17 protein-coding genes are annotated in these 26695 nt (G+C 36.3%); 12 read left to right on the plus strand and 5 right to left on the minus strand.

Annotated features, from left to right (window positions below; genetic code table 11):
* Positions 1 to 39 precede the first annotated feature (39 nt).
* The 6 genes from AAC084_RS02905 (at position 40) to AAC084_RS02930 (ending at position 13226) form a co-directional block, all read left to right on the plus strand.
* Positions 40 to 2430: an ABC transporter permease gene (locus tag AAC084_RS02905; RefSeq protein ID WP_339836646.1), complete on the plus strand. Its 2391-nt coding sequence runs from the start codon at positions 40 to 42 to the stop codon at positions 2428 to 2430.
* 68 nt (positions 2431 to 2498) lie between these two features.
* A complete protein-coding gene (locus tag AAC084_RS02910) occupies positions 2499 to 4898 on the plus strand; it encodes an FtsX-like permease family protein (RefSeq protein ID WP_339836649.1) in 2400 nt (799 codons plus the stop codon).
* A gap of 39 nt (positions 4899 to 4937) precedes the next feature.
* Positions 4938 to 7247: an FtsX-like permease family protein gene (locus AAC084_RS02915; protein ID WP_339836652.1), complete on the plus strand. Its 2310-nt coding sequence runs from the start codon at positions 4938 to 4940 to the stop codon at positions 7245 to 7247.
* A gap of 457 nt (positions 7248 to 7704) precedes the next feature.
* On the plus strand, positions 7705 to 10089 hold the full coding sequence (locus AAC084_RS02920; protein ID WP_339836655.1) for an ABC transporter permease: 2385 nt from the start codon (positions 7705 to 7707) through the stop codon (positions 10087 to 10089).
* 24 nt (positions 10090 to 10113) lie between these two features.
* The gene (locus AAC084_RS02925) at positions 10114 to 12522 is read left to right on the plus strand and encodes an FtsX-like permease family protein (protein ID WP_339836658.1); all 2409 of its coding nucleotides are present in this window, start codon (positions 10114 to 10116) and stop codon (positions 12520 to 12522) included.
* 38 nt (positions 12523 to 12560) lie between these two features.
* The gene (locus AAC084_RS02930) at positions 12561 to 13226 is read left to right on the plus strand and encodes an ABC transporter ATP-binding protein (RefSeq protein ID WP_339836660.1); all 666 of its coding nucleotides are present in this window, start codon (positions 12561 to 12563) and stop codon (positions 13224 to 13226) included.
* Positions 13227 to 13398: 172 nt separating this feature from the next.
* On the opposite strand, the gene AAC084_RS02935 is transcribed toward AAC084_RS02930, so the two are convergent.
* Positions 13399 to 15075 (minus strand): amidase, encoded by a 1677-nt coding sequence (locus tag AAC084_RS02935; RefSeq protein WP_339836662.1) that lies wholly within the window; start codon positions 15073 to 15075, stop codon positions 13399 to 13401.
* Positions 15076 to 15271: 196 nt separating this feature from the next.
* Between AAC084_RS02935 and AAC084_RS02940 the strand changes: the two genes are divergently transcribed.
* The 4 genes from AAC084_RS02940 (at position 15272) to AAC084_RS02955 (ending at position 18122) form a co-directional block, all read left to right on the plus strand.
* A complete protein-coding gene (locus AAC084_RS02940; RefSeq protein ID WP_339836665.1) occupies positions 15272 to 16414 on the plus strand; it encodes an Mrp/NBP35 family ATP-binding protein in 1143 nt (380 codons plus the stop codon).
* Between the two features lie 2 nt (positions 16415 to 16416).
* Complete coding sequence (locus AAC084_RS02945; RefSeq protein ID WP_339836668.1) at positions 16417 to 16659, plus strand: NifU family protein; 243 nt, start codon at positions 16417 to 16419, stop codon at positions 16657 to 16659.
* A gap of 70 nt (positions 16660 to 16729) precedes the next feature.
* Entirely contained in the window at positions 16730 to 17788 is a 1059-nt protein-coding gene (locus tag AAC084_RS02950; RefSeq protein WP_339836671.1) for an NAD(P)/FAD-dependent oxidoreductase, read from the plus strand.
* Between the two features lies 1 nt (position 17789).
* On the plus strand, positions 17790 to 18122 hold the full coding sequence (locus tag AAC084_RS02955; RefSeq protein ID WP_339836674.1) for a ferredoxin: 333 nt from the start codon (positions 17790 to 17792) through the stop codon (positions 18120 to 18122).
* A 426-nt stretch (positions 18123 to 18548) separates the two neighbouring features.
* On the opposite strand, the gene AAC084_RS02960 is transcribed toward AAC084_RS02955, so the two are convergent.
* Positions 18549 to 20285, minus strand: a complete 1737-nt coding sequence (locus AAC084_RS02960) for an ABC transporter ATP-binding protein (RefSeq protein WP_339836676.1) — start codon at positions 20283 to 20285, stop codon at positions 18549 to 18551.
* 130 nt (positions 20286 to 20415) lie between these two features.
* Between AAC084_RS02960 and AAC084_RS02965 the strand changes: the two genes are divergently transcribed.
* Both AAC084_RS02965 and AAC084_RS02970 read left to right on the plus strand, forming a co-directional pair.
* On the plus strand, positions 20416 to 21465 hold the full coding sequence (locus AAC084_RS02965; protein ID WP_339836678.1) for a TPM domain-containing protein: 1050 nt from the start codon (positions 20416 to 20418) through the stop codon (positions 21463 to 21465).
* Positions 21466 to 21514: 49 nt separating this feature from the next.
* Positions 21515 to 23695 (plus strand): acylase, encoded by a 2181-nt coding sequence (locus AAC084_RS02970; protein WP_339836681.1) that lies wholly within the window; start codon positions 21515 to 21517, stop codon positions 23693 to 23695.
* Positions 23696 to 23754: 59 nt separating this feature from the next.
* On the opposite strand, the gene AAC084_RS02975 is transcribed toward AAC084_RS02970, so the two are convergent.
* From AAC084_RS02975 to AAC084_RS02985, 3 genes are all read right to left on the minus strand, one after another.
* The gene (locus tag AAC084_RS02975; protein WP_339836683.1) at positions 23755 to 24408 is read right to left on the minus strand and encodes a hypothetical protein; all 654 of its coding nucleotides are present in this window, start codon (positions 24406 to 24408) and stop codon (positions 23755 to 23757) included.
* A 107-nt stretch (positions 24409 to 24515) separates the two neighbouring features.
* Positions 24516 to 25580, minus strand: coding sequence for a membrane dipeptidase (locus tag AAC084_RS02980; protein WP_339836685.1), 1065 nt, complete (start codon positions 25578 to 25580; stop codon positions 24516 to 24518).
* 2 nt (positions 25581 to 25582) lie between these two features.
* Complete coding sequence (locus AAC084_RS02985) at positions 25583 to 26695, minus strand: D-TA family PLP-dependent enzyme (protein ID WP_339836687.1); 1113 nt, start codon at positions 26693 to 26695, stop codon at positions 25583 to 25585.

Here is a 26695-nt window from a genome sequence, read left to right on the forward strand (position 1 = left end):
ATTGGTTAATTACAATCATCATCAAAAAAAATCGCAATCATGGTACAAAATCATATTAAATTAGCTTGGAGAAACTTGAAAGCAAACCCTATGTTTTCAGTAATTAATATTTTGGGACTTTCTCTTGGGCTTGCCATTACCATTCTTCTTTTTTTGTTTATCACGTATGAACGTAGTTATGATAATAACTATGCCAATAGTGATGATATTTATAGAACTTTAGTTAAGACTGATACGTCTTATGATAATCAAGTATTATGTACCTCTCCCGCAGCCTTGGCGCCTGCATTAAAACAAGATATTCCAGAAGTTAAGTACGCAGCTAGGATGTTAAAACATGGTTTTGGTGAAACTGCTTTTATTGGAATAGAAGAAACCAATTTTTTAGAAAAAGAATTGTATTGGTGTGATCCAGAGTTGTTTAATATATTTAGTGTCCCTTTTTTAAAAGGAGAATCTACAACAGCTTTGAACCGACCAAATACAGTGACCTTATCACAAAGCACAGCTAAAAAGTACTTTGGCAATGAGGACCCTATCGGTAAAATTATAACAGTAGATAATGACAAAGAATTAGAAGTGACTGGGGTTTTTGAAGACTTTCCTGAGAATAGTACACTGCATTGCAATGTCATTGCATCGTTTAGTTCTACCTGGGCAGCAAAAAAACCCAGTTGGGGAAATTCAAGTTTTGAAACCTATATTCAACTCAATAAAAATGCATCGGCCGCCGCCACAGAACTTCAAATTCAAGCAGTTTTAGATAAAAATGTAGATAAAGAAGGTCAGTGGTACTCTTTAGCATTGCAACCTTTAAAGAAAGTACATTTATATTCCGCAAGTTTTGTAAATGGCTATTCTAATCGTATTGGTGATATTAAAGAAATACAAAACTTATCCTTTTTGGCGCTTTTAATTTTGGTGATTGCCTGTGTAAATTATATGAATTTAATGACAGCGCGTTCTCGTAAAAGGGCAAAAGATGTTGGAATCAATAAGACTTTGGGAGCAACTACAAAAAGTTTGGTGTTTCGTTTTTATGCTGAAACAGGTCTAGTTACATTAATCGCACTTGTTTTAGGTGTTTTAGTCGCAATTGCATTCATTCCTGTTTTTAATCTTATTACAGAGCAGCAGTTGAATATGGCCTTGCTTTTAAAAACTGAACTATATATGGGCTTACTTATTTTTTGGGTGGTAACTACACTCTTTGCGGGTTCGTACCCTGCATTTTATCTGTCGAGATCATCGGCAAAGGAAGCTTTGAATCCAGACTTTAAAAGCGGCGGTGGAATTCTAAATATTAGAAAGGGCTTGGTGATATTACAATTTGCGGCATCTGTAATTCTTATTGTTGGGGTTATCGTTATTTATCAGCAAATACAATATATGCAGAACCAAAAGTTGGGCTATGAACCCGAAAATACGGTTGCTATTTCTACTACAGGCATTCAGGCAAAAGAAAAAACAACGGCCTTAGTGCAAGAATTTAAAACATTGAGTAGTGTTTCTGAATCCTCTTTAGCACAGGGTTTCCCAGGTAATACGGTAAGCGGGCGAATGTTGTTTAAAAGTGAAAATGATGAGAATGGTATGCAACTTAGAACGAACCGTGTAGATGCTGAGGTTATTGATATATTGAAATTGAAATTACTGGCAGGAAAGAATTTGCCTAAAGTGAAGCAAGAAGGCGACACACTGATTGATGTAGTTCTTAACAAAAAGGCAATTGATTATTTAGGGTATACACCAGAAGAGGCCATTGGTAAAAAGGTGTCTATAGGAGGTTTTAGTAGTGATACTAGTATTATAGGTGTTGTTGATGATTTTAATTTTGAATCGCTACACCAACCCATAGGAGGTTATGCCTTTCATAATGCTAAAACCGAATCAAAGTCTTTTGCCTTAGTTCGTTTTAACAGTGCATCGTTGGCGAGCATTATAGGTCAACTAGAATCAAAATTCAAAAAAGTCGCTCCCGAATCTTCCTTTGAGTATGTTTTTTTAGATAAAAATTTAGAACGGCTATATGCTCAAGAACGAAAAACAGCTACGATGGGACTTATATTTTGTGGGCTGGCTATTTTTATTGCCTGTTTAGGACTTTTTGGTCTTGCGGCATTTACTGCAGAGCAACGTAAAAAAGAGATTGGGGTGAGAAAGGTCTTAGGAGCGACTGTTATGAATATAACCCAAATGCTTTCTAAAGATTTCGTGAAATTAGTATTAATTGCGCTTACGGTTGGTTTTCCTATTGCATATTGGTTAATGAATGAATGGCTTCAAAAATTCGCATATCGTATAAATATAAGTGTTGGAACATTTTTGATTGCGGGTTTATCAGCTTTGCTAATAGCACTCTTTACAGTTAGTTTTCAATCGATACGAGCTGCATTAATGAATCCGGTTAAAAGTTTACGGTCAGAGTGAAACATTTAAGTATAAATTGACTCTTTATATAAAAATGAAATAAAATCAATCATCAAAAAACACTAATCATGTTCAAAAACTATTTAAAAATTGCCTGGCGAAATCTTTGGAAAAACAAAGGGTATACCTTTATAAATGTTGGCGGTCTTGCTTTGGGTATGGCCGTTACGTTAATTATCGGGCTTTGGATATTAGATGAACAATCGTACAATGATTATTTTAAGAATAAGGATAAAATTGCCCAGGTCTTTCAATCACAAACTTTTAATGGAGAAACAGGAACAGGTCCTGCGATACCTAGACCATTAGAAAAAGCATTGCGCGATGGCTATTCGGACAATTTTAAACATTTGATTATGTGTTCTTGGACCAATGATCACTATTTAAAATACGGAGATAAGAGTATATCGAGACCAGGTAATTATATGCAACAAGAAGGGCCAGAACTTTTTGGTCTAGAAATTATTAAAGGGGATAAAGACGGACTACGAGAAATCAATTCCATCATGTTATCTTCATCTACTGCCGAAGCACTTTTTGGTAACGAAGATCCGATTGGCAAAACGGTAACGGTAAGTAACGAGCACAAGTTAAATGTGAGCTCTATTTATAATGATATTCCGGTCAACAATACTTTTAATGATACTGAATTCATTATCCCTTGGGAAAAGTATTTAGCGAACAATGAATGGATACGAAATGCGGAAGACCAATGGGGAAACAATTCTTTTCAAATGTTTGGTCAATTAGCGGATAACACCACTTTTGAACAGGTTACGAATAGCATCAAAAACGTAAAGAAAGACCTTAATGAAGATACTGCTCAGTTCAATCCACAGATTTTTCTTTTTCCAATGAAAGATTGGTACCTAAGAGGCAATTTTGAGAATGGTAAACAAGTTGGTGGTCGCATAAAGTATGTTTGGCTTTTTGGTATTATTGGAGCTTTTGTGTTGCTTTTAGCTTGTATCAATTTTATGAATTTAAGTACGGCAAGATCTGAGAAACGAGGTAAAGAAGTGGGTATTAGAAAATCGATTGGGTCACAACGAGGACAATTAATTTATCAGTTTTTAAGTGAGTCTTTTTTGGTTGTTTTATTTGCTTTTTTCTTAGCCATGTTACTTGTTATGTTGTCCCTAAATGGATTTAATGATTTATCAAAAAAGGAAATTTCTTTTCCATGGGATAATGGTATTTTTTGGTTAGTGTCTTTAGTATTCATTTTATTTACATCCTTATTGGCAGGTAGCTATCCAGCTTTATATCTATCTTCTTTTAAGCCCGTCGATGTTTTAAAAGGCACGTTTAAGTCCGGTAAATATGCTGGTTTGCCTAGAAAGATATTGGTTGTGGTTCAGTTTACAGTCTCTGTAGCCTTTATCATTGGTACGGTAATAGTAATGCAGCAAATAAACCACGCAAAGAACCGCCCAGTTGGGTATGATAAGGAAGGACTTATACAGATACCAACGTTCAGTCAAGATTTCGTTGGAAAATATGATTTAATGCGGTCGGAGTTTATAGGCTCGGGCTCCGTTGTAGAAATGTCTACATCTAGCAGTCCTACTACACAAATATGGTCTAATAGGGGAGGATTTACATGGGATGGTAAACCAGAAGGATTTCAAGAAGATTTAGCTTGGACAGAAGTTTCATCTGAGTATGCTAAATCTCTTAATCTCAAAATAGTAGAAGGGCGAGATTTTTCAAGGGACTTTGCCACTGATTCGTTGGGCGTATTAATCAACGAAACCGCAAAAAAGTATTTGGGTATGGAGAATCCGATAGGTCAGCTTTTACGAGATGACGATGACGAAGATCCAGGACCGCCACTAAAAATTATTGGTGTAGTACAAGATATGATTACCCAATCTCCTTATGAACCTGTAAAGCAGGGCGTTTATGTTTATGATAGGTTCAACAATGCCAGTTATTATAATCTTAGGCTGAACCCAAATCAAAGTGCAACCCAGAATATTGTCGAAATTGAAAGAGTTTTTAAAGAGCATTTTCCAGATATACCTTTCGAATATGAATTTATAGATGGTCAGTACGGTGAAAAATTTGCATCAGAAGAGCGTATCGGTACACTTTCAGGAGTTTTTACTGCGCTTGCCATATTGATTAGTTGCTTGGGTCTTTTCGGCCTCACATCATTCGTGGCTGAACAACGAAAGAAAGAGATAGGGGTAAGAAAAGTATTGGGGGCTAGTATTTTTAATGTTTGGAATATGCTGTCTAAAGACTTTTTAAAATTGGTGATTATTTCATGTTTTATCGCCATACCGATATCATATTATGTAATGAACGGATGGCTGCAAGAATATCCGTATAGAGTTATATTACAATGGTGGATTTTTGCATTGGCCATAGTGGGAGCTATGTTGGTAACCGTTTTAACCGTAAGCTTCCAAGCAATTAAGGCAGCCAAGGCTAACCCAGTGAAAAGTTTGAGAACGGAGTAAAATGGGAATGTTAAGACATCAATCAAATCAAAAATAATAATGAATTCAGTAAAAACTTATCTGCGGCACCTTTTAAAGAATAAATTATACACGGGCATCACGGTTTTAGGTTTTGCTATTTCACTGACATTCGTTTTGCTCTTAAGCGTCTATATTCAAAATGAGCTTTCAGTTGATGATTTTCATGTAAATAAAGATAGAATATATCGATTGGAGAATGAAACCGTCGATTTTTCTCCTCCTATAGCAGAAGATCTCAAGAATAGTATTCCCGAGGTTGAAGATTTTACAAGGGTATATAATGAATCAGGAAGGATATCGGCAAATGATGGTCAAAAAGTAAAGTTTGATTATCTAGGCGTAGATGCTTCGTTTTTCAATATTTTTTCTTTTCCTCTTTTAAAAGGAGAGGCTAATGATGTTCTCCAAACAGCCAACGGTATTGTATTGTCTAAGGCAATTGCACTAAAACTATTTGGTTCTGTAGATGTAATTGGAAAGACCGTTTTTATAGATACAAATACGGCGTTTATGGTTACGGGTATTATGGAAGATATCCCAGAAAATACTCATTTTGCCCCACAGGATGCCCTAGTCAATTTAAAAGCGTTTAAAGATTTATGGGGTTTTGAAACAATTATGAAAGAATATGGTTGGTGTTCTATAAGCATCTATTTTTTGGAAAAACTAAATTCAGATTTACCTGCAAAAGCACCGGAAATACTAAAAAAATTTAAAAAAGATTTTTGGTTGTATACAGAGGGCTGGGCTACTACGGTAGAATTTACACCATTAAAGGATATATATTTTAGCTCAAAAGAAGGGAGTGGAACTAAAAGTACTAGCAAAACCTTAATTTCGGTATTGTCAGTAATTGTGCTGCTTATTTTATTACTAGCAGTAGGCAATTATATTAACCTTACCATGGCCCAATCTACCTTTCGTGGGAAAGAAGTAGCCATTAAAAAGTTATTAGGAAGCTCCAAGAGACAATTGATTTTTCAATTTATAGGGGAATCAGTTTTTCTGTGTTTTGTTGCGGTAATATTATCACTATTACTGGCAAAAGTGGTGGAGCCATATTTTGATTCGTTATTGCATACCCACTTACATCTTAATGATAATTTGAACTTAGCTAACTTGATTATCTTGATTGGTGTTTTTGGTTTGATAGGGCTTTTATCGGGTATAGTGCCAGCTTTTAAAATTTCCAGTTTTAAACCTATTGAAGTAGTTAAAGGAAGTTTAAGAACTAAAGCTAAAAGTATTTATGGCAAAGTGTTTATCACCTTTCAGTATACGGTAACTATTGCTCTTTTGGCTTGTAGTTGGATTATTTTAAAACAAACACATTTTTTACGCAATCAAGATTTAGGCTTTCAGAAAAATAATATCGTTCATTTAGATTATTTGAGTTCAACCGATAAAAAGACTGATATAAAAAATGCCCTTTTACAGATACCAGGAGTAGATGATGTTTCTATAACTTGGCAAAGTCCATTAAGTGGAGGAAGCAACCAAACTTTTGAGAATGATGGAAAATCTTTGAGCTTTCAGGAATTTGCGGTAGACTCCTCTTTTTTCAAAGTTTTTGATATTAAAGTAAAAGCTACTAATGTGGCTTATTCTGAAAAGGGTATGTATCTAAATGAAACAGCACTAAAAGAGTTGAGTCTTACCAAGGATGCGGTATCTTTTAAAATGGAAGAAAACGAAATCCCCATTCTAGGGATTGTCAATGATTTTAATTTTAAAGAGTTGCGAAGCCGAATTGGTCCATTGATGCTTAGACAACAAACGAAAGATTTTCAGGCAGGCGATATATTCATAAAGGTCAACAGGAACAACAGCTTTGAAACTGCAGATAAGATTAAGGCGATGTACGCAAGTTTGATTGATAACGCAGAATTTGATGTACAGTTTATTGATGACACCATTAATCAATGGTATGAGAAAGACGAACGAACCGGTAAAATCATTGGTTATTTCACCGTCCTTTCATTTATTATTTCTGCTATGGGAATTTTGGGTATGTCTACATTTTACATGCAACAACGTAAAAAAGAAATCGGAATACGAAAGGTAAATGGAGCAAAAATTGGGCAAATCCTTACACTTTTAAACAAAGATTTTCTTAAATGGGTGGTTTTGGCCTTTGCAATAGCAATTCCTATTTCTTGGTATGTAATGAACATCTGGCTAGAAGGTTTTGCATATAGAACAACTATGAATTGGTGGATTTTTGCTTTGGCAGGGATTATTGCCTTGACAATAGCTTTGCTTACGGTAAGCTGGCAAAGTTATAATGCAGCAAGGGTCAATCCAGTGAAAAGTTTGAGAACGGAATAACTGGACTAAACTTAGAGGAAAGGCCGTTTAATATGAAATACTGCTTTAAACTTTTGTCAAGTCGAGAATTACAAACTACTGCTTCTCCGCTCAATAGGGAGGAATAATAATAATTAGAATTTTTAGCTAGTATTGTTAAAATAAATAAGGTGATTCAATTGTTTGTCTTGAGGTGGTTGAAGGTGCAAATTTTTAGTAATAGTACTATTAAGTCTACCAACAAGACTAATAATACACTGTAAAATTATTATACAAAAACTGTCCAAAAATTTTACATTACTGAGTTTCGTCTCATCAAAAATTTAGTATAACTATCAGATTTACAATAGGTTGTAATTATGGCATGAAAATCGATTTCAGTTAGCCGTGAACAAGCGGATAATTTTTGAAGACCGTAGTTTTTTTTGTTATAATTAACAGATTTCCTTTTTCAAGGAAATGACCAAAAAAGATACTGATGCTACTGAACCACCTAAAACTATCGCTACGGAATCTCTGGAAAAACAGAACGCTTTCCTTTCTTAATCTTTTAGGGCTAAGTATAGGTGTTGGTAGTGTATTAACACTCATGTTTTCTGTGTATGCCTATTATGTGGCAGATAACATTATTCCAGAACAAGAGTATATCTATTACCTAAAAACACATTTGAACGATGGCAATGATTATAATGAAGCCGTATATCCTTTATTGGATAAGATAAAGAGCACATCGCCAGAGGTAGTAGCGGGTACCCACCTACATGGCTGGGGTAATATATGGTTAGAAGTTGGGGATAGGGAATTTCAAAATACAACGACTTATGGCGACCCTGAATTTTTTGAAGTTTTTAGATTGCCTTTAAAATATGGTGATCATAATACCGCCCTTAAAGAAAAGTATTCTATCGTTTTAACTGATAAGGTAAGTAAGCAACTTTTCGGAGAAGAAAACCCGGTAGGTAGAAACTTAAAGGCGGCAGACACATTAAATCTTACCATTACAGGTGTATTAGAGCCAATAAGTCCGTATTCCTCATTTAGATTGGGTGTTTTGCTGCCGAATACACTCTTAAAGGATAATCCTAATTTTAAAGAACAGACCAATTGGGATAATAGTTTTTCACCAATATTCTTAAAACTTGCCCCAGAAACAGATATTGCATTATTTGAAAAGAAAGTGGGCAAATTGGTAAAGGAGAATTATGCAGACCCAACCGTAATTTCAAGAATGGAAGTTATTCCGCATTCAGAAGTTCGGATGGATTCTATACCTGTAGTCGAAATAATTATTGCTGGTAATATTGCAACATCTTTTTTTGTGTTACTTCTTGTTCTCGTTAACCTTCTTAACTTAAATACCTCTACTATGTTTCGTAGAACGAAAGATATTGCAGTTCGAAAAATATTGGGAGGTAGCAGTAAAGGAGTAATCACCCAGTTTTGTTTAGAAAATGGAATTTTGGTATTGTTATCCATAATAATTTCTGGTGCGCTCTTTTTCGGGGTCTTATTGCCAAAAATGAACGATGTTTTTGGAGCCGATTTTGGTGAGATTAATTTCAGCCTTGCAAATGACTACCCTGTAGTATTAGGGGCTATTGTTTTAGGTGTTTTGGTTACGTTAGTGGTAGGTATATTACCTACATTACGGTTTACTTCATTACCGGTTTCACAGGGCATTAAAGGAAAAATAGATAGTGCCAAGGGGAGTTTTATTTTACGAAATTCATTTATCATTCTTCAGTTTTCTATTGCCATCCTTTTTATCTGTGTTGCTATTATTTTAAATAGTCAAATTGGGTTTATGAAAAAGGCTGATTTGGGTTTTGAGCGAGATAATGTGGTTGTGGGCAACATCGACCTCGATTATAAGAACATGGATGCCGCCAACTCTAGCTTTAAAGCGCTGTTAAATGATTTAGAGGCCAATCCGTATGTAACGAATGTTAGTACTAGTCAGTCAATTCCGTCTGACTATTATTTCAATTATACCAGATTTTTCGACCCAAATACAGACACCGATGTACGTCTTCGACGCTCCTATACAGATGCAGGCTACCTTAAAACACTTAAAATTCCGCTTATAGAAGGCAGGGATTTTAATAGTGATATTGACAATGGGGATGAGCAACCGGTCATTATCAACCGTAGTGCAATGGAAGCTTTTGGTTGGACATCCATAGAAGGAAAACGTTTGAAGTCCAAGAACAGCGATTTTATAGGCAACCCAATTGTTGGTGTAATGGAAGATTTTCACTATCAAGATTTGCAGAATACTGTAGAACCTTTAGTACATTATTATAGAGATGAAGAGAATTTAGCAGCACATCGTTACCTCTCTGTTCGGGTTATTGATGGTCAGGAAAAAGCAATAAAAAGTATAATAGCCAATGCCTTTGCTAAAATAGATTCCAGGAAAAATTATGCCCAAAGCGACTTAAGTGAAAAAGTAAGCGGACAATACCGCCTAATCGACGGCATGTTGAAAACTGTAAACGTGGTTGCATTATTGACAATTTTTATATCCTGTTTAGGCATGTTCGGGCTTATATCATTTATGGCAAAAAGAAGGATTAAAGAAATAGGTATACGTAAAGTTTTAGGAGCAGGCGTATTTAAAATAGTGGTATTGCTTTCGAAGGACTATATAATACTTGTAGGTATTGGAGCTTTAATCGCTTTCCCAATTGCTTGGTATATGATGAGGGCATGGTTGGGTAGTTTTGCATATAGTATTTCAATTCAATGGTGGATGTTTGCTTTGGCAGGATGTATTGCATTCTGCATAACAGCATTCACATTGGGCATTCAAGCAATAAAATCAGCAACCGCCAATCCTGTAAAAAGCTTGAGAACAGAATAAATCATCAATCAAAAAATCATTAAAATGTTTAAGAACTATCTAATAATTGCTTGGCGAAATTTAATAAAAGATAAAACGAATACTAGTTTAAATGTAATTGGTTTATCTGTTGCTTTTGCGGTTGCCATATTATTAGGAATGGCAGCAATGTATCAACTTTCGTATGATGGTTTTCATACCAATGGAGATGCTATTTATAAAGTTGTACGTACAGAACAAACTCCTAAAGGGCCAAAAGCAGGTACTGCTCAACCAGCACCTTTAGCTCCGGCATTAAATACTGAGGTGCCTGGGGTGAAGCGCATAACTCGATGTGTAGAAGATGGCACGCTTGCGCTTTATAATGACAAAGAGATAAGTATGGATATCATTTGGGTAGACCAAGAATTCTTTTCCATGTTCAGCTTCCCTATTCTTACTGGTAATGAAAATAAGCCTTTGGCAGATTTAAATTCGGTAGTGGTTACGCAAGACGGAGCAAAGAAATTATTTGGGTCAACCGATGTTATTGGAAAAACGTTTAACATGTTGGTAAATGGAATAGAAAAACCATTTACGGTAAGCGCTGTCGCGAAAGATATTGTACCACAAAGCAATTTAGATTTTCAAATAGCTGCTCGTTTTGAAAGTCATAGAGAGTATAATGAGGGTAAAGAGGAGTGGGATAGACAATATCATGCGGTGTATGTAGAGCTTGAAGAAGGCATCACGGCATCGGTTTTCGAAAAAAGCAGCGAACCCTTTATTGATCTTCATTATGGTGAAGGTATAGATCGTTTAAAGAGGGATGGCGCAACGGCAGATGAAAACGGACGCTTTATAAATCTTAAACTGGTTCCGCTAAAAGATGTGCATTTTGCTAGTTTTAAAAACGGACTTGTTGAGGTGAGTAGAAGTAGGCCATACCTCATTTTTGGTATTGCCTTATTAATCTTGTTCATCGCCTGTGTCAACTATATAAATATGAGTATAGCTAAGACAACGAAACGCCTTAAAGAAATAGGGATGCGCAAAACCTTAGGGGCACAAAAGCAGCAACTATTTTTTCAATTTTGGAGCGAAAGTCTGTTTGTTTTTCTAATATCCATTAGTATAGGTGTGGTGTTGAGTTTTGTCTTTTTAAATGATTTTAAATCAATCTTCAACGCACAGATATCTTCAGAAATGCTTTTATCGTCTATGTTTTTAATAGGACTTTTACTAACGGTTCTTGTAATTACCATGGTGGTTGGTGGATACCCTGCACTATTAATGAGCCGTTTAGGTACGATTCAGTCTTTAAAAGGAAAGTTGGAATCTTCAGGTAGTAATCAGGTTAGAAATGTACTTATGGTGTTTCAATTTGGTATAGCGATTCTTATGATTGTTGGGACTTTGGTTTTATGGGGTCAAATTGATTATATGCGGAATAAGGATTTAGGTTTTGATAAAGAACAGGTGGTCTCCTTTCCATTAAACGGTAAGCGTAATAGTCACGATATGGTAGAATTGTTACGTGATGAGCTGAATGGTAATCCAGATATTCTCTCCGTTAGTGGAGCCGATAGTAATTTGGGCTTGGGAAAAGATGGCGGTAGATCTTCTAGCGGAATCGGATTTGAATATAAAGGTCGTATCGTGATGACAAATTTTTTAGTGGTAGATCATGAATATATTCAAACGTTAGGATTGAAAATCGCTGCTGGACGAAATTTTGAGAGTGCCGCCGATAGTCTTGGTGTGGTCATCAACGAATCAATGGCAAAAGAATTAGGGGAACAAGACCCGTTAACATCACAATTGGAAATTGAGGACGGCGTTTTCTATCCGGTCCTGGGGGTAGTAAAAGATTATAATTTTAACAATTTGGATAGGGCCATTGCACCCATGACCTTTTTTATGAGTAGGCAACAAGACCTTTCGTATGGTTTTGTAAAAGTTTCCCCAACCAATATGCCCAATTCTTTTGCTGTTTTAGAAACAGTGTGGAACAAACTAGAACCTAATGCAGAATTCTTAGGCTCCTTTATTGATGAGAACATCGACAGAACATTTAAACAAGAAGAAACAACGGCCAAAATGATTGCAAGTGGTTCTATAATAGCAATTTTGTTAAGTTGTATGGGGCTCTTCGCAATGTCTTTGCTAATTGTTTCACAGCGTACCAAAGAAATAGGCATTAGAAAGGTGGTAGGGGCAAGTGTAACTTCAATTGCTTATATCTTAACCAAAGATTTTTTAAAATTGGTGTTGGTTGCCTTTGTAATTGCTTCACCAATTGCTTGGTGGGCAATGCGCGAATGGCTACAAAACTATGCTTATAGAATTGAACTAAGTATTTGGTATTTTGTAGGTGCAGGTACTATTGCCGTGCTTATAGCTATGCTGACAATTGGTTCGCGAACCATAACGGCAGCAAGGGCCAACCCGGTGAAAAGTTTACGAACGGAGTAATGGCTCAAATTTTAACGAACAAGCAAAAACTATAAAGAATGTTACTACAACTAAACAATATTTTCAAATGGGTGCAGCAAGGCGGTCAGCGTATATTCTTGCTGAAAGATGTAAATCTTGAAGTAGAAGAAGGAGAGTTTATTTCCATTATGGGGCCCTCGGGTTCGGGGAAATCAACATTGCTTAATGTAATTGGCATGTTAGATACTTTTGATGAAGGTGAGTATGATTTTTTAAGTGAATCAGTACATACCTTAAAAGAGAAATACCGTTCTAATTTGTACAAAGAATATATAGGGTTTGTATTTCAATCCTATCATTTACTGGATGAGCTTACCGTAGAAGAAAATTTAGAAATGCCCCTGTTATATAAAAAAGTTAAGGGCTCGGAACGTAAAGCGTTGGTTGCAGATATGTTAGACCGATTTAATATTGTTGGTAAAAAGGATTTGTTTCCTACCCAATTAAGTGGTGGCCAGCAACAATTAGTTGGTGTGGCTCGTGCATTGATAGGAAAGCCAAAGTTGATTTTGGCAGATGAACCTACCGGAAACCTAAACTCTCAACAGAGTGAGGAAATCATGGAACTTTTTCAAAAACTGAATAGAGAAGACGGAGTCACCATAATTCAAGTTACCCATTCAGAAAAAAATGCCGAATATGGTTCAAGAATCATCAACCTTTTAGATGGAAGAAAGATTTGATTTAAGGTTAAATATGGCTAAATGTCAGTTCGAGTGATTTGATTTCAATTTTAATTGAAGACAAATAGTATCGAGAACCTCTCAGTCATAATAGGTTCTCGATACACTAGTTTTCTAATAAAAAGATTGGAAAACTAGCACTCGAACTAATAAGTTTACTAGAATATCGAATCTAATCCGTATACCCTTTAGGATGCATTTCATCAAACGCTGTATGGTCTTGAAAAGCTTTCGCCAATAAAAGCACACTAGCTTCATCATACAAATTACCGACAAGGGTAATGCTTGTAGGGTGTTTTTCTTTGTCTAATCCTGTAGGAATAGCTATAACAGGATGTCCGGTAAGGTTTGTAATTATTAATTGCCTATTTCCAAAAGTAGGGGAAATAAGAATGTCATAATCTTTCATGATCACTTCCATTTTTTCTATTAGAACCTGTCGGTGTCTATTGGCTTGTAAATATTCTACTGCAGGTATAAAGCGAGCTTGGCGTAATGAATTTGCCCTTGAGCGTTGATCTTGTTCAACCATTTTATCAACATCACCTGAGCGAACTAAATCATCAAAAAATGCACCTGCTTCAGCCCTTAAAATCACATCAAAACTTTTATAAGGTAAGTCTTCTGGTAATTCAACTGCGTTTAGAGTGAGTCCCATTTCTTTGAATGTTTCCAAAGCTTTTTCCAAATTGACTTTACTTAGTGAAGTATCTTTTTCAATATCTTTTTTGAGGTACCCAATACGAAGAGATTTATAATCTTTGTTAGGTTCAAATCCGTCAGGGTAATCAGTTGTAGAACCATCTTTAGGGTCTTTGCCTGTGATTACACTATATACAATAGCACAATCTTCAGCACTTCTTGCCATTGGTCCCACCTTATCCATAGACCAACTCAAACTCATTACACCATGTCTACTAACTCTTCCATAGGTTGGTCGTAAGCCAGTAATACCATTGCGATTACTGGGTGAAGTAATAGATCCTAATGTTTCAGTACCCAATGCAAAAGGGACTAAACCTGCAGAGGTGGCAGAACCAGAACCTGCAGATGAACCTGTTGCTCCTTGCTCGGTGTCCCAAGGATTTTTTGTTTTTCCATCGAACCAAACATCACCACGAGCAAGAGACCCAGAAACGAGTTTGGCAATTAATATTCCACCGGCATTTTGTAATTTTTCGACGACGGTTGCTGTCATTTCAATTTGTTGGTCTCGGTAAGGTTCAGCGCCCCAAGTAGTTTTATACCCCTCAACGGCCATTAAATCTTTAACTCCGTATGGTATGCCGTGTAAAATTCCACGGTAATTACCACCAGCTAATTCGGCATCTAATTTCTTAGCTTGCTCCAATGCCATTTCCTCGGTAATAGTAATGGTGCATTGTAAAACAGGGTCATATTTTTTTAATCGTGCTATGAAAAATTCGGTTAATTCTAAAGAACTTATTTTTTTACTTTTGATTAATGAAGCTAGCTGTGGAATGGTGTAAAAAGCTAAATCATTCACATTTTCAGGTAGCTGAACATTTTCTGGAATTTCCCAATCTGGAAATCCAGCTTGTGGTTTCGGTGAGAAGTTTAATGGTAAAGGGTTGAACCGGATAGCAGGAAAAACATCATTACTTAGTGTATATTTTCGTAAAGAATCAAACCCTTCTTTATTGCGTTTTAAGTATGGATAAAGGGTATCGACATATTTTTTATCAAAATCGAGGCCTAATATTTTTTGCGATCGTATTACATCTTTTTTAGAAAATTCAGATTTTGAACTAGAGCAGGCAACGGACATTAATACTATAATAGAGCTTAATGCGAAAAATTGAATTGTTTTTTTTGTAGGTAGGTACATGAAAGGTAGAATTTTTAATAGTGTTCTAAATTACGGTTTTTGTCTAGTTTCTATTCTTGTCTATTGCATAAATTAATAAGAAATGAATTTATAGTAATAACAGGTTCTGTTTATAATGGCATCTTCATTTTCAATACATGAACTTCCTAATCTCCCATCTAAGGATTATCTTTGTTGTTTAGAATGAATTTATATAATGAAGATAGATAAAAAGGACATTTTGAAGGCTTTGGAACATATTACGGTTCCTGGTGAGGGTCAGAATATGGTTGAGAGTGGTGCAGTTACCAATATCCAGATTTTTGGCGATGAGGTTGAGGTCGACATTACCATTACAAACCCGAGTTTACAGGCGCGTAAAAAGACAGAGGTAGAGATTTTAAAGATTATTCATAAAGAAGTTTATGAAAAGGCAAAAATTAAAATCAATGTTAAGGTCGATGCCCCTGCTGTAAAGCCGAAAGTGAATGAGATAAAAGGTAAGGTTATACCCGGTATTTCTAATATTATAGCGGTAGCTTCAGGTAAAGGTGGGGTAGGTAAATCAACTGTTACAGCTAACTTGGCAGTTACTTTGTCTAAAATGGGTTTTAAGGTCGGTTTGTTAGATGCCGATATTTATGGCCCATCGATGCCAATTATGTTCGATGTGGCTAATGAAAAGCCACTTGCTGTAAATGTAGCCGGTAAATCTAAAATGAAACCTGTTGAAAGTTACGGGGTAAAACTATTATCAATAGGCTTTTTTACACAAAGAGATCAAGCGGTGATTTGGAGAGGGCCAATGGCTTCTAAAGCACTAAATCAAATGATATTCGATGCGCATTGGGGCGATTTAGACTTTATGTTGATTGATTTGCCACCAGGTACAGGCGATATACATTTAAGTATAATGCAAGCTTTACCTATCACAGGAGCAGTTGTGGTTAGTACACCACAAGAAGTTGCTCTTGCAGATGCGAGAAAAGGAGTAGCAATGTTTCAACAAGATTCTATAAATGTGCCAGTGTTAGGTATCATTGAGAATATGGCCTATTTTACACCAGAAGAATTACCCGATAATAAATATTATATATTTGGTAAAGAAGGGGCGAAACATCTTGCAGAAGATTTGAATGTTCCTTTCCTTGGTGAAATACCGCTAGTGCAAAGTATACGTGAGGCGGGCGATGTGGGTAGACCTGCAGCATTACAAAGTGGTACCCTTGTAGAGGCTGCTTTTGAAGAGATTACCAAACAGGTAGTAAGTGAGGTTGTGGGAAGAAATAAGTCACTACCACCAACTGAAGCAATAAAAATTACAACAATGGCGGGATGTTCCGCTGTTAAGAAAAAATAGATATGACGACGGAAGAACTAACATTGAATGTTGAAAAAGCATTAGAGGAAATCAGACCTTTTTTACAAAGTGATGGAGGTGATATTACATTGATTTCTGTTGAAGAAAATTCCGTAAAAGTAAGATTGGAAGGAGCCTGTGTAGGGTGTAGCGTCAATCAAATGACATTGAAAAGTGGTGTGGAAATGACTATCAAAAAATACGCGCCACAAATTGAAGAGGTAATTAATGTAGTGGGTGTATAACCTGATATATATCATGATTTTTAACCCTATTGATTGATAATTTTGGAGGGTTTTAAAAATAGATTTTTTAATGATTAAGACCGATATACTAATAATTGGTGCGGGACCTACGGGTCTTTTTGCCGTTTTTGAAGCAGGATTATTAAAATTAAAATGCCATCTTATCGATGCGCTTCCTCAAGCAGGTGGACAGTGTTCTGAAATATATCCTAAAAAACCCATATACGACATTCCTGGTTTTCCAGAAGTTCTTGCAGGCGATTTGGTAGATAATCTTATGGAACAGATTAAACCATTTCAGCCAGGCTTTACTTTGGGAGAACGAGCTGAGACAATCAAAAAATTAGATGATGGTTCGTTTGTCGTCACCACAAATAAAGGAACGGAACATAATGCACCCATAGTAGCTATTGCTGGTGGGTTGGGTAGTTTTGAGCCTAGAAAACCGCTATTGGAGAATTTATCAAAATTCGAAGATAATGGGGTTGCTTATATGATTAAGGATCCTGAAGTGTATCGTGACAAGAAAGTAGTTATTGCCGGCGGTGGAGATTCTGCTTTAGACTGGAGTATTTTCTTGGCCGATGTTGCATCGCAAGTAACCTTGGTCCATAGAAGAAATGAGTTTAGAGGTGCTTTAGATTCGGTTGAAAAAGTTCAGGAATTAAAGAATCGAGGTAAAATTAATTTGATTACTCCTGCAGAGATAATCGGTCTTAGTGGTGTTGATAAATTAGAGTCGGTTTTGATTAGAAAAATTTCTGACGCCAAGGAAAATATTGTTTTGGAAGTGGATAATTTTATTCCATTATTCGGACTCTCCCCTAAATTAGGACCTATTGGAGACTGGGGCTTAGAAATAGAGAAGAATGCTATTAAGGTAGATACCTTCGATTATCAAACCAATATACCTGGTATTTACGCAATTGGTGATGTAAATACATATCCTGGCAAATTAAAACTTATTCTATGTGGCTTTCATGAAGCAACATTAATGTGCCAAAGTGCCTACCAAAAAATATTTCCGGATAAAAAATACGTATTAAAGTATACTACCGTTGGGGGTGTTAGTGGTTTTGATGGAAGTGTAAAAGAAGCACCAAAAGCGGTGATTAAAGCGATTAACTAAAATGACAGATATAAAATTAAAAATTACAGATAGAGAAGGTGTCACCCATGAAATTGATGCCCCAACCGATATGAATATGAATCTTATGGAAGTGGTTCGTTCTTACGAATTAGCACCAGAAGGTACAATTGGTATTTGTGGCGGTATGGCAATGTGTGCTTCTTGCCAATGTTATATAAAGTCTGATCATGAGCTGCCAGAAATGTCTGATGATGAGGAAGCAATGCTTTCTGAAGCGTTTAATGTGAAGGATAATTCACGTTTAGGCTGCCAACTACACATCTCTGAAGATATGGATGGTTTAGAGGTGGAATTAGCTCCAGAAGAAGCTTAATACGTCATTATGAGGAGTTTTTAGTGAAGAAGTTAATATGCTTAAAGATAGTCGCCTTAAATATTGGAAAGACTGCAAGTATAGTTTTCTAAATATAATTTAATAGTTGCATGTGTTAAGAAATGAAAATTGCAAATAAGGTTTTGTCGATTTTAATTATTCTTATCAACTTTTATTTTTTGCCATTTACTATTAAAAATCTTGGAGGCCCAATGATATGGACTTTCAATTATTCCACTCTCTCTTTCAATTAATGTTTTATTGATTAGTGCCTTCCTTATATTTAAATATAGGTTCAGTAAGAGTTTCTTGCTGCTTGTAATTAATGGGATTGGCTTAATATGGGGATTGTTTTTGTTATGGTTATTATTGACTGTTCCAATAATGGATTGAGAAGATAGATTTTTAATTTTACCATCAACCAAATTAAATTCTCGCCTGATACGTAAACAGATTATAGTATCTGCCTTCAGTAGCAATAAGTTCGTCATGCGTGCCTTGTTCTGCAATTTTACCGTTTTCGATCACTAATATTTGGTCAGCTTTTCTAATGGTACTTAAACGGTGCGCAATTACAAAAGTGGTTCGGCCTTTAGTAAGTTCTGCCAAACTTTTTTGAATCAGTGCTTCACTTTCTGTGTCTAAGTTAGAAGTGGCTTCATCCAATATTAAAATTCTAGGGTTAGCCAATACCGCTCTGGCAATTGCAATTCGTTGTCGTTGTCCGCCAGATAATTTAACGCCTCGTTCACCAATCAAAGTTTCCAATCCATCTTCAAAACGGTCTGTAAATTCATTTACATAAGCTGCTTTTACAGCGGCAGTCAATTCTTCTTCAGTAGCATCTGGTCTAGGGAAAAGAATGTTTTGGCGAATTGTACCTTCAAAAAGAAATTCGTCTTGTAAAACAACACCTAAATGTTTTCTGAAACTACTCAGGTTTACTTTGGCTATATCTTCGCCATCAACAGTTATGCTTCCTGATTGCGGATTCAAGAAAGTAGCGGCCAAACCGGCAATCGTACTTTTTCCTGAACCAGAACTACCAACTAGCGCAACAACTTCGCCCGATTTCGCTTCAAAACTTATGTTATGTAGAACTTCTTTGTCTTCTTCATAGGCAAAGGACACATCGTTAAAAATAATATTGCCTTCTAAATTTTTAAGAATTTCGGTACGGTTTTCTTCGTCAGATTCAGGAGTCATATTCATTAACTCTTCGGTACGGTCTAGTCCCGCTAAAGCCTCTGTCAATTGACTTCCAATATTGCTCATCTGAACTATAGGTGCTACCATAAGGCCTAATAAGAATGTGAAGGTCAAGAAATCACCAATGGTTAATTCGCCCATCATTATTTTATATCCTCCGATTCCCATAATCCCAGTAGTTGCTAATCCCAATAAAAAAGTAGATGAACTTGTCATGAAAGCAGTTGCCGTTAAACTCTTCTTTACATTTTGAAATAATCGATCAACTCCTTCTTCAAAGATTTTATTTTCTTGCTCTTCGGCATTAAAACCTTTAATAACTCGAACACCGCCTAAAGTTTCGGTTAATCTACCGGTTACTTCGGCATTTATTTTACCTCTATTTCTAAAAATAGGGCGTATAACTTTAAATGCCTTTAAGGCTATTAAAGCAAAAACAGCCAAGGGTATCAAGGTGAAAATAGTCATAGTCCAGCTAATACGAAGCAATAAAATCAAGGACACAACTGCAGTAATGGTACCTCCAACTAATTGCACTAATCCTGTGCCAATTAAATTGCGAACACCTTCAACATCACTCATAATACGAGAAACCAATGCCCCAGATTTAGTATTGTCGAAAAATCGAATAGGTAATGAAAGAACTTTCTTTTGTACCTGAGCCCTAAGTTCTGATATTAAATATTGTGCCTGAACACTTAAAATTTTTGTTAGTAAAAAGGAAGTAACAGATTGTACTAAAATTGCCAAGCCAACAGAAAGTACTAAGATTTTCAGAAGTTCAACATTTTTGTTCGGGATAATATCATCCATTAAATATTTAAGGGATAGAGGTGCCACAAAACTCGCAGCTTTACTGATAACGATTAGTAGAAGACCTATAAATACTAGCTTTCGCCTTGGCCAAATAATTGTTTTAAATGCGGAAAGTATAGTTACTTTTTTTTCGGACATGAAAAGTTGATTTTAAAAGTCTGCAAGTTACTTTAAATCTAAGGATATGATGGTTTCGTAATACGATTTTGAAATTGATGCAGAGTATGGATAAAGGTTTTTATATTTGAATATCAATACTATGCAATTTATGCGCAATTCTATACTCCTACTTATTTTATTGGTTTTCACAATTACTACGAATGCACAGCAACAATACTATGAGCTAAAGAATTTTGTAACCGATAGCGCGCATATTTTTGATAAAAATCAAGTTGAAACTTTAAATCAGAGACTGGTAGATTTTGAACAGCAAACTAGTAATCAAGTTTTGGTTGTAACCATAGATGAGCTAGGTTTTGATACAATAGAAAGCTATGCCAATGGTATATTTAATCAAAACGGTATTGGTCATGAGGGAAAGGACAACGGCTTATTAATTTTATTCTCTGAATTAGATAGAGAGGTGAGAATAGAGGTGGGCTATGGTTTAGAGCCTTATATAACAGACGCTGTTGCTTCGAGAATTATTAGAAATACAATGATTCCCAACTTTAAGGAAGAGCGTTACTATGAAGGGATAAATGAAGGTGCTGAGCAAGTTATTGAATTTTTAAATAACCCTGAGGCACTGGCAGAATTCAAACAAGAAATTGAAGAAAGTGAACGAAAAGATGATATGATTGGCTATGGCTTCTTAGGTCTGTTCGTATTGATTTTTGTAGTCGTAGGTGGCTTTGCCTTTTTTAAGAGTTACAGGAATATCATTGAAGTTTTTAGAGGAGTTTTTATGGGTAAACTTGGAGTTTTGCCTGGTATTTTTATGCTTCTCGGTGGTTCTATTTCTACTGTGGTTGGACTTGTATTTATGATGGGTCCGGTTACAGTGGCGTATAGTATATATGCATCAAATCATTTTCTGATGGAGAAGATTGTTGAAGGTCCATCCATTCTGCTGTGGCTGTTATTACCTTTTTTTGGTATTGCTGCAATCATAGCTTTTATAAAACTTAAAGTGTTGGGTAAAGAAGATTTAAATATCTCTTGGATTAAGAATGATATGACGTATTATAGCAAAACCTTCTCTTCTTCGGGTACACATTCATTTGGTTCAGGCAGTAACTCTTCTGGTGGTAGTTCGAGTTCGTTTTCTGGCGGAGGTGGAAGTTCTGGAGGTGGTGGATCTAGTGGAAGCTGGTAAAATTCAATTACTTTTATATACCTTCAAAAAATCGATAATAGAACATATTATGAACAGAATTATTTACTTGTTAGCTTTTGTATTGATAATGGCCTGTAAGGCTGAGAACACAAAAGCCCCCGTGGTTGAGAAATGGGAAACGCAAGCTGCAAATATTGAAATTATAAGAGATGATTACGGAGTGCCACATATTTATGGTAAAACTGATGCTGATGCAGTATTTGGGTTGCTATATGCACAATGTGAAGATGATTTTAATCGGGTAGAGCAAAATTATATTTGGGCTATTGGTCGGTTGGCAGAATTGGAAGGTGAAGAGGCTTTATATAGTGATTTACGAGCTAAACTGTTCATGAGTGAAGAAGAAGCAAAGGCAAATTATGAGAAGAGTCCCGATTGGTTAAAGAAACTGTGTGATGCTTTTGCTGACGGAGTAAACTATTACCTGTATACCCATCCTGAAGTAAAACCAAAATTACTTACGCATTTTGAGCCTTGGATGCCTATGTACTTTAGTGAAGGTTCTATTGGCGGTGATATTGAGCGAATTTCTACAAAGAAGATTGCTGCATTTTATGAAAGTGATATGGCGCTTCCAGAATTGGAAGAACTACAATTAAAAAGGGAAAAAGAAGCTGAGGAGCCACAAGGTTCGAATGGTATTGCTATCTCCGGAAAATTAACCCAGTCTGGGAATTCGATGTTATTGATTAATCCGCATACCTCATTTTATTTTAGGGGAGAAGTACATGTGGTTTCGGAGGAAGGTTTAAATGCTTATGGTGCGGTAACTTGGGGGCAATTTTTCGTATATCAAGGGTTTAATGAAAAAACTGGGTGGATGCATACATCAACCTATACCGATGTGATGGATGAATTCAAGGAATCGATTGTTAAGAATGATGAGAATTTGTTTTATCAATATGGAGAAGCGCTAAGAGCGGTGGAGTCTGATACGATTAGTTTAAAATATTTGGTTGGAGACCAAATAAAAGAAAAATCGTACCCAGCTTATAGAACTCACCATGGACCTATTACTCATGTTGCGGATGGTCAATGGACCGCTTCTGCCATGATGTGGGAGCCGGTGAAAGCTTTAGAGCAGTCTTTTATTAGAACCAAGCAAAGTGGGTATAAAGGGTTTCGTGAAATGATGGATATCCGCACGAATTCAAGTAACAATACGGTGTACGCCGATGCAGAAGGTAATATTGCTTATTTCCATGGGAATTTTGTTCCTAAAAGAGATGTGTCGTTTAATTATGAAGAGCCTGTAGATGGTAGTAACCCTCAAACAGATTGGCAAGGGTTGCATACAGTAGATGAAAATATTTTGGTATTGAATCCAGAAAATGGATGGATTCAGAATTGTAACTCAACACCTTATACTTCGGCGTTGGAGTTTAGTCCGAAAAAGGAAGACTATCCCAATTATATGTCTAAAGACCAAGAGAATTTTAGAGGAGTGCATGCCATTGAATTATTGACGGATAGAAAAGGATATACAATTGATAGTTTAATTCAATTGGCTCATGACCCATTTTTGCCAGCTTTTAAGGCGTTAATTCCTGGGTTGGTAAAAGCATATGATGCTAGTCCAAAAAAAGAATTAAAAGAAGCGATTGAGGTGTTTCGCAATTGGGACTATAAAACTTCAAAAGAATCTGTAGCGATGACGTTAGCACATTTTTATGGCACGTTAAGTTACCAAAAAGCAGTTCGACCAACGGGACTTAATAGTATGGAGTTGGTAGAATATTGGGGAAGTAATTCTCCTAATACAGAAAAGCTAGCGGTATTTGAAGAAACTACTAAAACGTTAAATGATGATTTTGGAACATGGAAAATACCATGGGGTGAAGTCAACCGATACCAGCGTCTAAATGGTGATGTAAAGCAAGCTTTTAATGATAGTTTGCCAAGTGTAGGTGTAGGTTTCGCATCAGGAACTTGGGGTGCATTAGCCGCTTATGGTGCTAGATATACTGCGCCTGGTGCTAAGAAAATCTACGGTACGCGAGGTAATAGTTTTGTGGCTGCAGTAGAATTTGGGGATAAGGTAAAAGCAAAAACAATTTTAGCAGGTGGGCAAAGTGGAGACCCAACTTCATCGCATTTTAATGATCAGACGGAAAAGTATTTGAATATCGATTGGAAAGATGCGGCTTTTTATAGAGAGGATGTTTTAAAAAGGGCACAAGAAACGTATAGTCCAGGGAAAAGAAAATAAAACAAGAATATTGATATTTTTGAATAGTAGAGTTTGGTAGGAAAACCGATGGTGTTGACCTACATTGACTCTTTGGTAACAATCAGTGTAGCTTTCGATCCTGCAGATAAAAGCCATTTGTTTGAATAAATTAATTCTCCTTTGTCATTATATACATCAATTTGTGCAGTGTTCGGCGCAGAAGACCCATGATTAAGAGCTTCAAAATCTAGGCGGTTGAAACCATCTTGCAAATCAACATTAACTCCTTTAAATGCGCCTGTCAATAACATATTGGGTTCAACGACCATATCGTTCATATAAATCTTAACACGATCTCCATCTACATATTCATGATCTCTACAAACGATACCTATAAACTTTCCGCTACTTTTTACATCACCTAAGTATTGATCAGCAAAAAACTGTCCTGAACCCCCCAAGCGTTCTCCGGGTCCAATACGAGGATCAATTTTCAAACCTGTGCCAGCTTGAACTAATTCCTCATCACGTAACATTTTTACGGTATTTGGGTCTCTCATATTTACATTTGGCTGTTCTTTAATTAAAGAAGGCATGTTTAGAACAGGACCTGTACTTGGTTTTCCCAAAGGATCAATAGGGTTTGCACTCTCAATTTTAAGTGGTTTAGCCGTAGGTAAATCTGATTGAGCAGAAACGATAACTACACTACTACAGAACAAAACAATAAAAAGAAAAAAAAGTTTCTTCATTAGGTCATCAATATGATGAAATAAAGATAACAAATACCCTGCCATGCGTACTTAAGGCTTCGTTAAAATAATTTCGATAATAGGTTTATTCGATAAACGAAGTGCTATTACTTAAGATTTCTTCGTAAAAAGTTGATGAAATTACCATTCATTATCTTTTCAATATCCACTTCAGCGTATCCTCTGGATTTTAATAAACCGGATATTTTCTGTAGGTCGGCGATAGTATCTAAATCTGCAGGTCCTTGTTCTTTTCCAAATCCGCCATCGAGATCAGAGCCTATGCCAACATGATCCGCGTTACCAGCCAATTGACAAATGTGGTCAATATTATCAAGAATTTGTTGTAAGCTAACGTTAGCAGATTCGGGGGTAGAAACGCCTCTTTCCCAAGTTGGTGTCATCATCCAAGCATCTAGAACAACACCAACAACTCCTTTTCGAGCGATAATTTCCTTCAACTGTTCATCTGTAAATTGTCTATGATGATCGACTAGTGTCCTGCAGTTATTATGGCTCGCCCATAGTGGTCCGTCATAATTTACCATCGTTTCCCAAAAGCTGAGGTCGCATAAATGAGTCACATCTAGTATAATACCTAGTCGTTGAATTTCCTTTAGAAGTTCTCTTCCTTTAGTACCGATACCACCTACAGAATTTGTGCCGTGAGCATAAGTTCCTGGTCCGTAATGGGCAGGACCAATTGCACGAAGACCGAGGTCGTAAGACTTTTGCAAATAGGAGATATCAACTATAGAATCGGCACCTTCTAGACTTAGTAGAAAGCCAATTGGCTTTTTTTCTTCATCAGACTCCCAAAGTTCTAGGTGAGCATCTAGTTGGGTTTTATTTGTAATTTGTACCATTTCACCAGCATCTTCCATGCTCTTATACCAAGCCAATTGCCCTTGGGTTTGTGCCCAAGCTTGTTGTGGTGATTTCCATCCCGGGAGGGTATTGTCCTTATGCACATAACGTGCAATTTGGGTAGCCATGCAGAGTCCTATATTACCTTTTCGCATCGCATCTAAGGTAACAGTGTTGTTACCACGGCCTGGTTTATCGGTTAATCCTTGTTCACTTTTTCTTATTTCTTCTATAGACCATGTAAGGTCTCGATTCCATTCCATAGCGTTCATGGAAAGATCTAAATGGGCATCAAATATGAACATAACTAAACAGTTAATTTATGGTTTCTAGTGGTTACTTTCCAATGGTCGATGACATCTCCATCTGTAATAACCGTTAAGGTATCGTATTTCGCAACAGTCGGGCAAATATGTTTTGGTATGGCATAATGAACATCACCAACCTCTGGTATCGTCAAATCATCGTATTCTACAACTAAATGTTCTTCGGATTGACTAATTTGTTTACTATGCTCAAGGTTTAAAAATTCAATCCGTGGAAAAGGCATTTCGGGTGCTACCGATTTATGACCTAAATCGAAACATAGAATACCTGTGGTAGGTTTGCTAAGTATTCTGGTAAATAGAACAGCAGCTGGTAAAAACCCCATTTCAGGGAATTGTTTGCCATAACCTGCATCCCACAGTAATGTTGTTCCTGGACTCGATTCCACGTCTTTTCGTTTACAATGAAAAGGAAAAGTAGGCGATCCGCCGGCCACAATTTTGGGACTTGGAATTTGTTGGTCCTCAATTTTTTTCTTCAATGAAACGACAGCTTCAAAAGAGACATTACAATTTTTTTCACGAATTTTCGGGTCGGTATTTCTCAAATGACCATCGTAAGCATGAAGACCCTCTGCTATTAAATTAGGGTGTTGATGTAATTGAATATATAGTTTTAATGCTGCCTGATCTGGTATAATACCAGTTCTGTTCATACCATTATTTATATCTACCCAAAGATTAATGTTGGTGTCTTCGGCTTTCGCTAAATCTCCAAAAATAGTAAGCGTCGTTGAATTATCTACGAGTGTAGAGAATTTTGAATTCGGATATTTTTTCGTCAGTTCTACAAACCTTTGAGCATTTGGTCCAATTGGTTGCATGGCCAGCAATATATCAGGAGCGTTGCAATTTCCAAGTAGTTCTGCCTCAGCAATGGTTGCGCATTTGAATTTGGTAATTCCACGCTCCATTTGCATGTTAATGATATTCGCGTTCTTATATGTTTTTACATGAGGTCTTAAACGATTTACATCGCCAATCATAGAAATCATCAATTCAATATTCTGTTGAATTCTATTGGGATAGACCAATAAAGAAGGAGATATTACACCCTCTGGATTTTTTAAAATATACCAATTATTGTTTTGCAT

This window comes from uncultured Maribacter sp., assembly GCF_963977385.1.
Taxonomy (GTDB): domain Bacteria; phylum Bacteroidota; class Bacteroidia; order Flavobacteriales; family Flavobacteriaceae; genus Maribacter.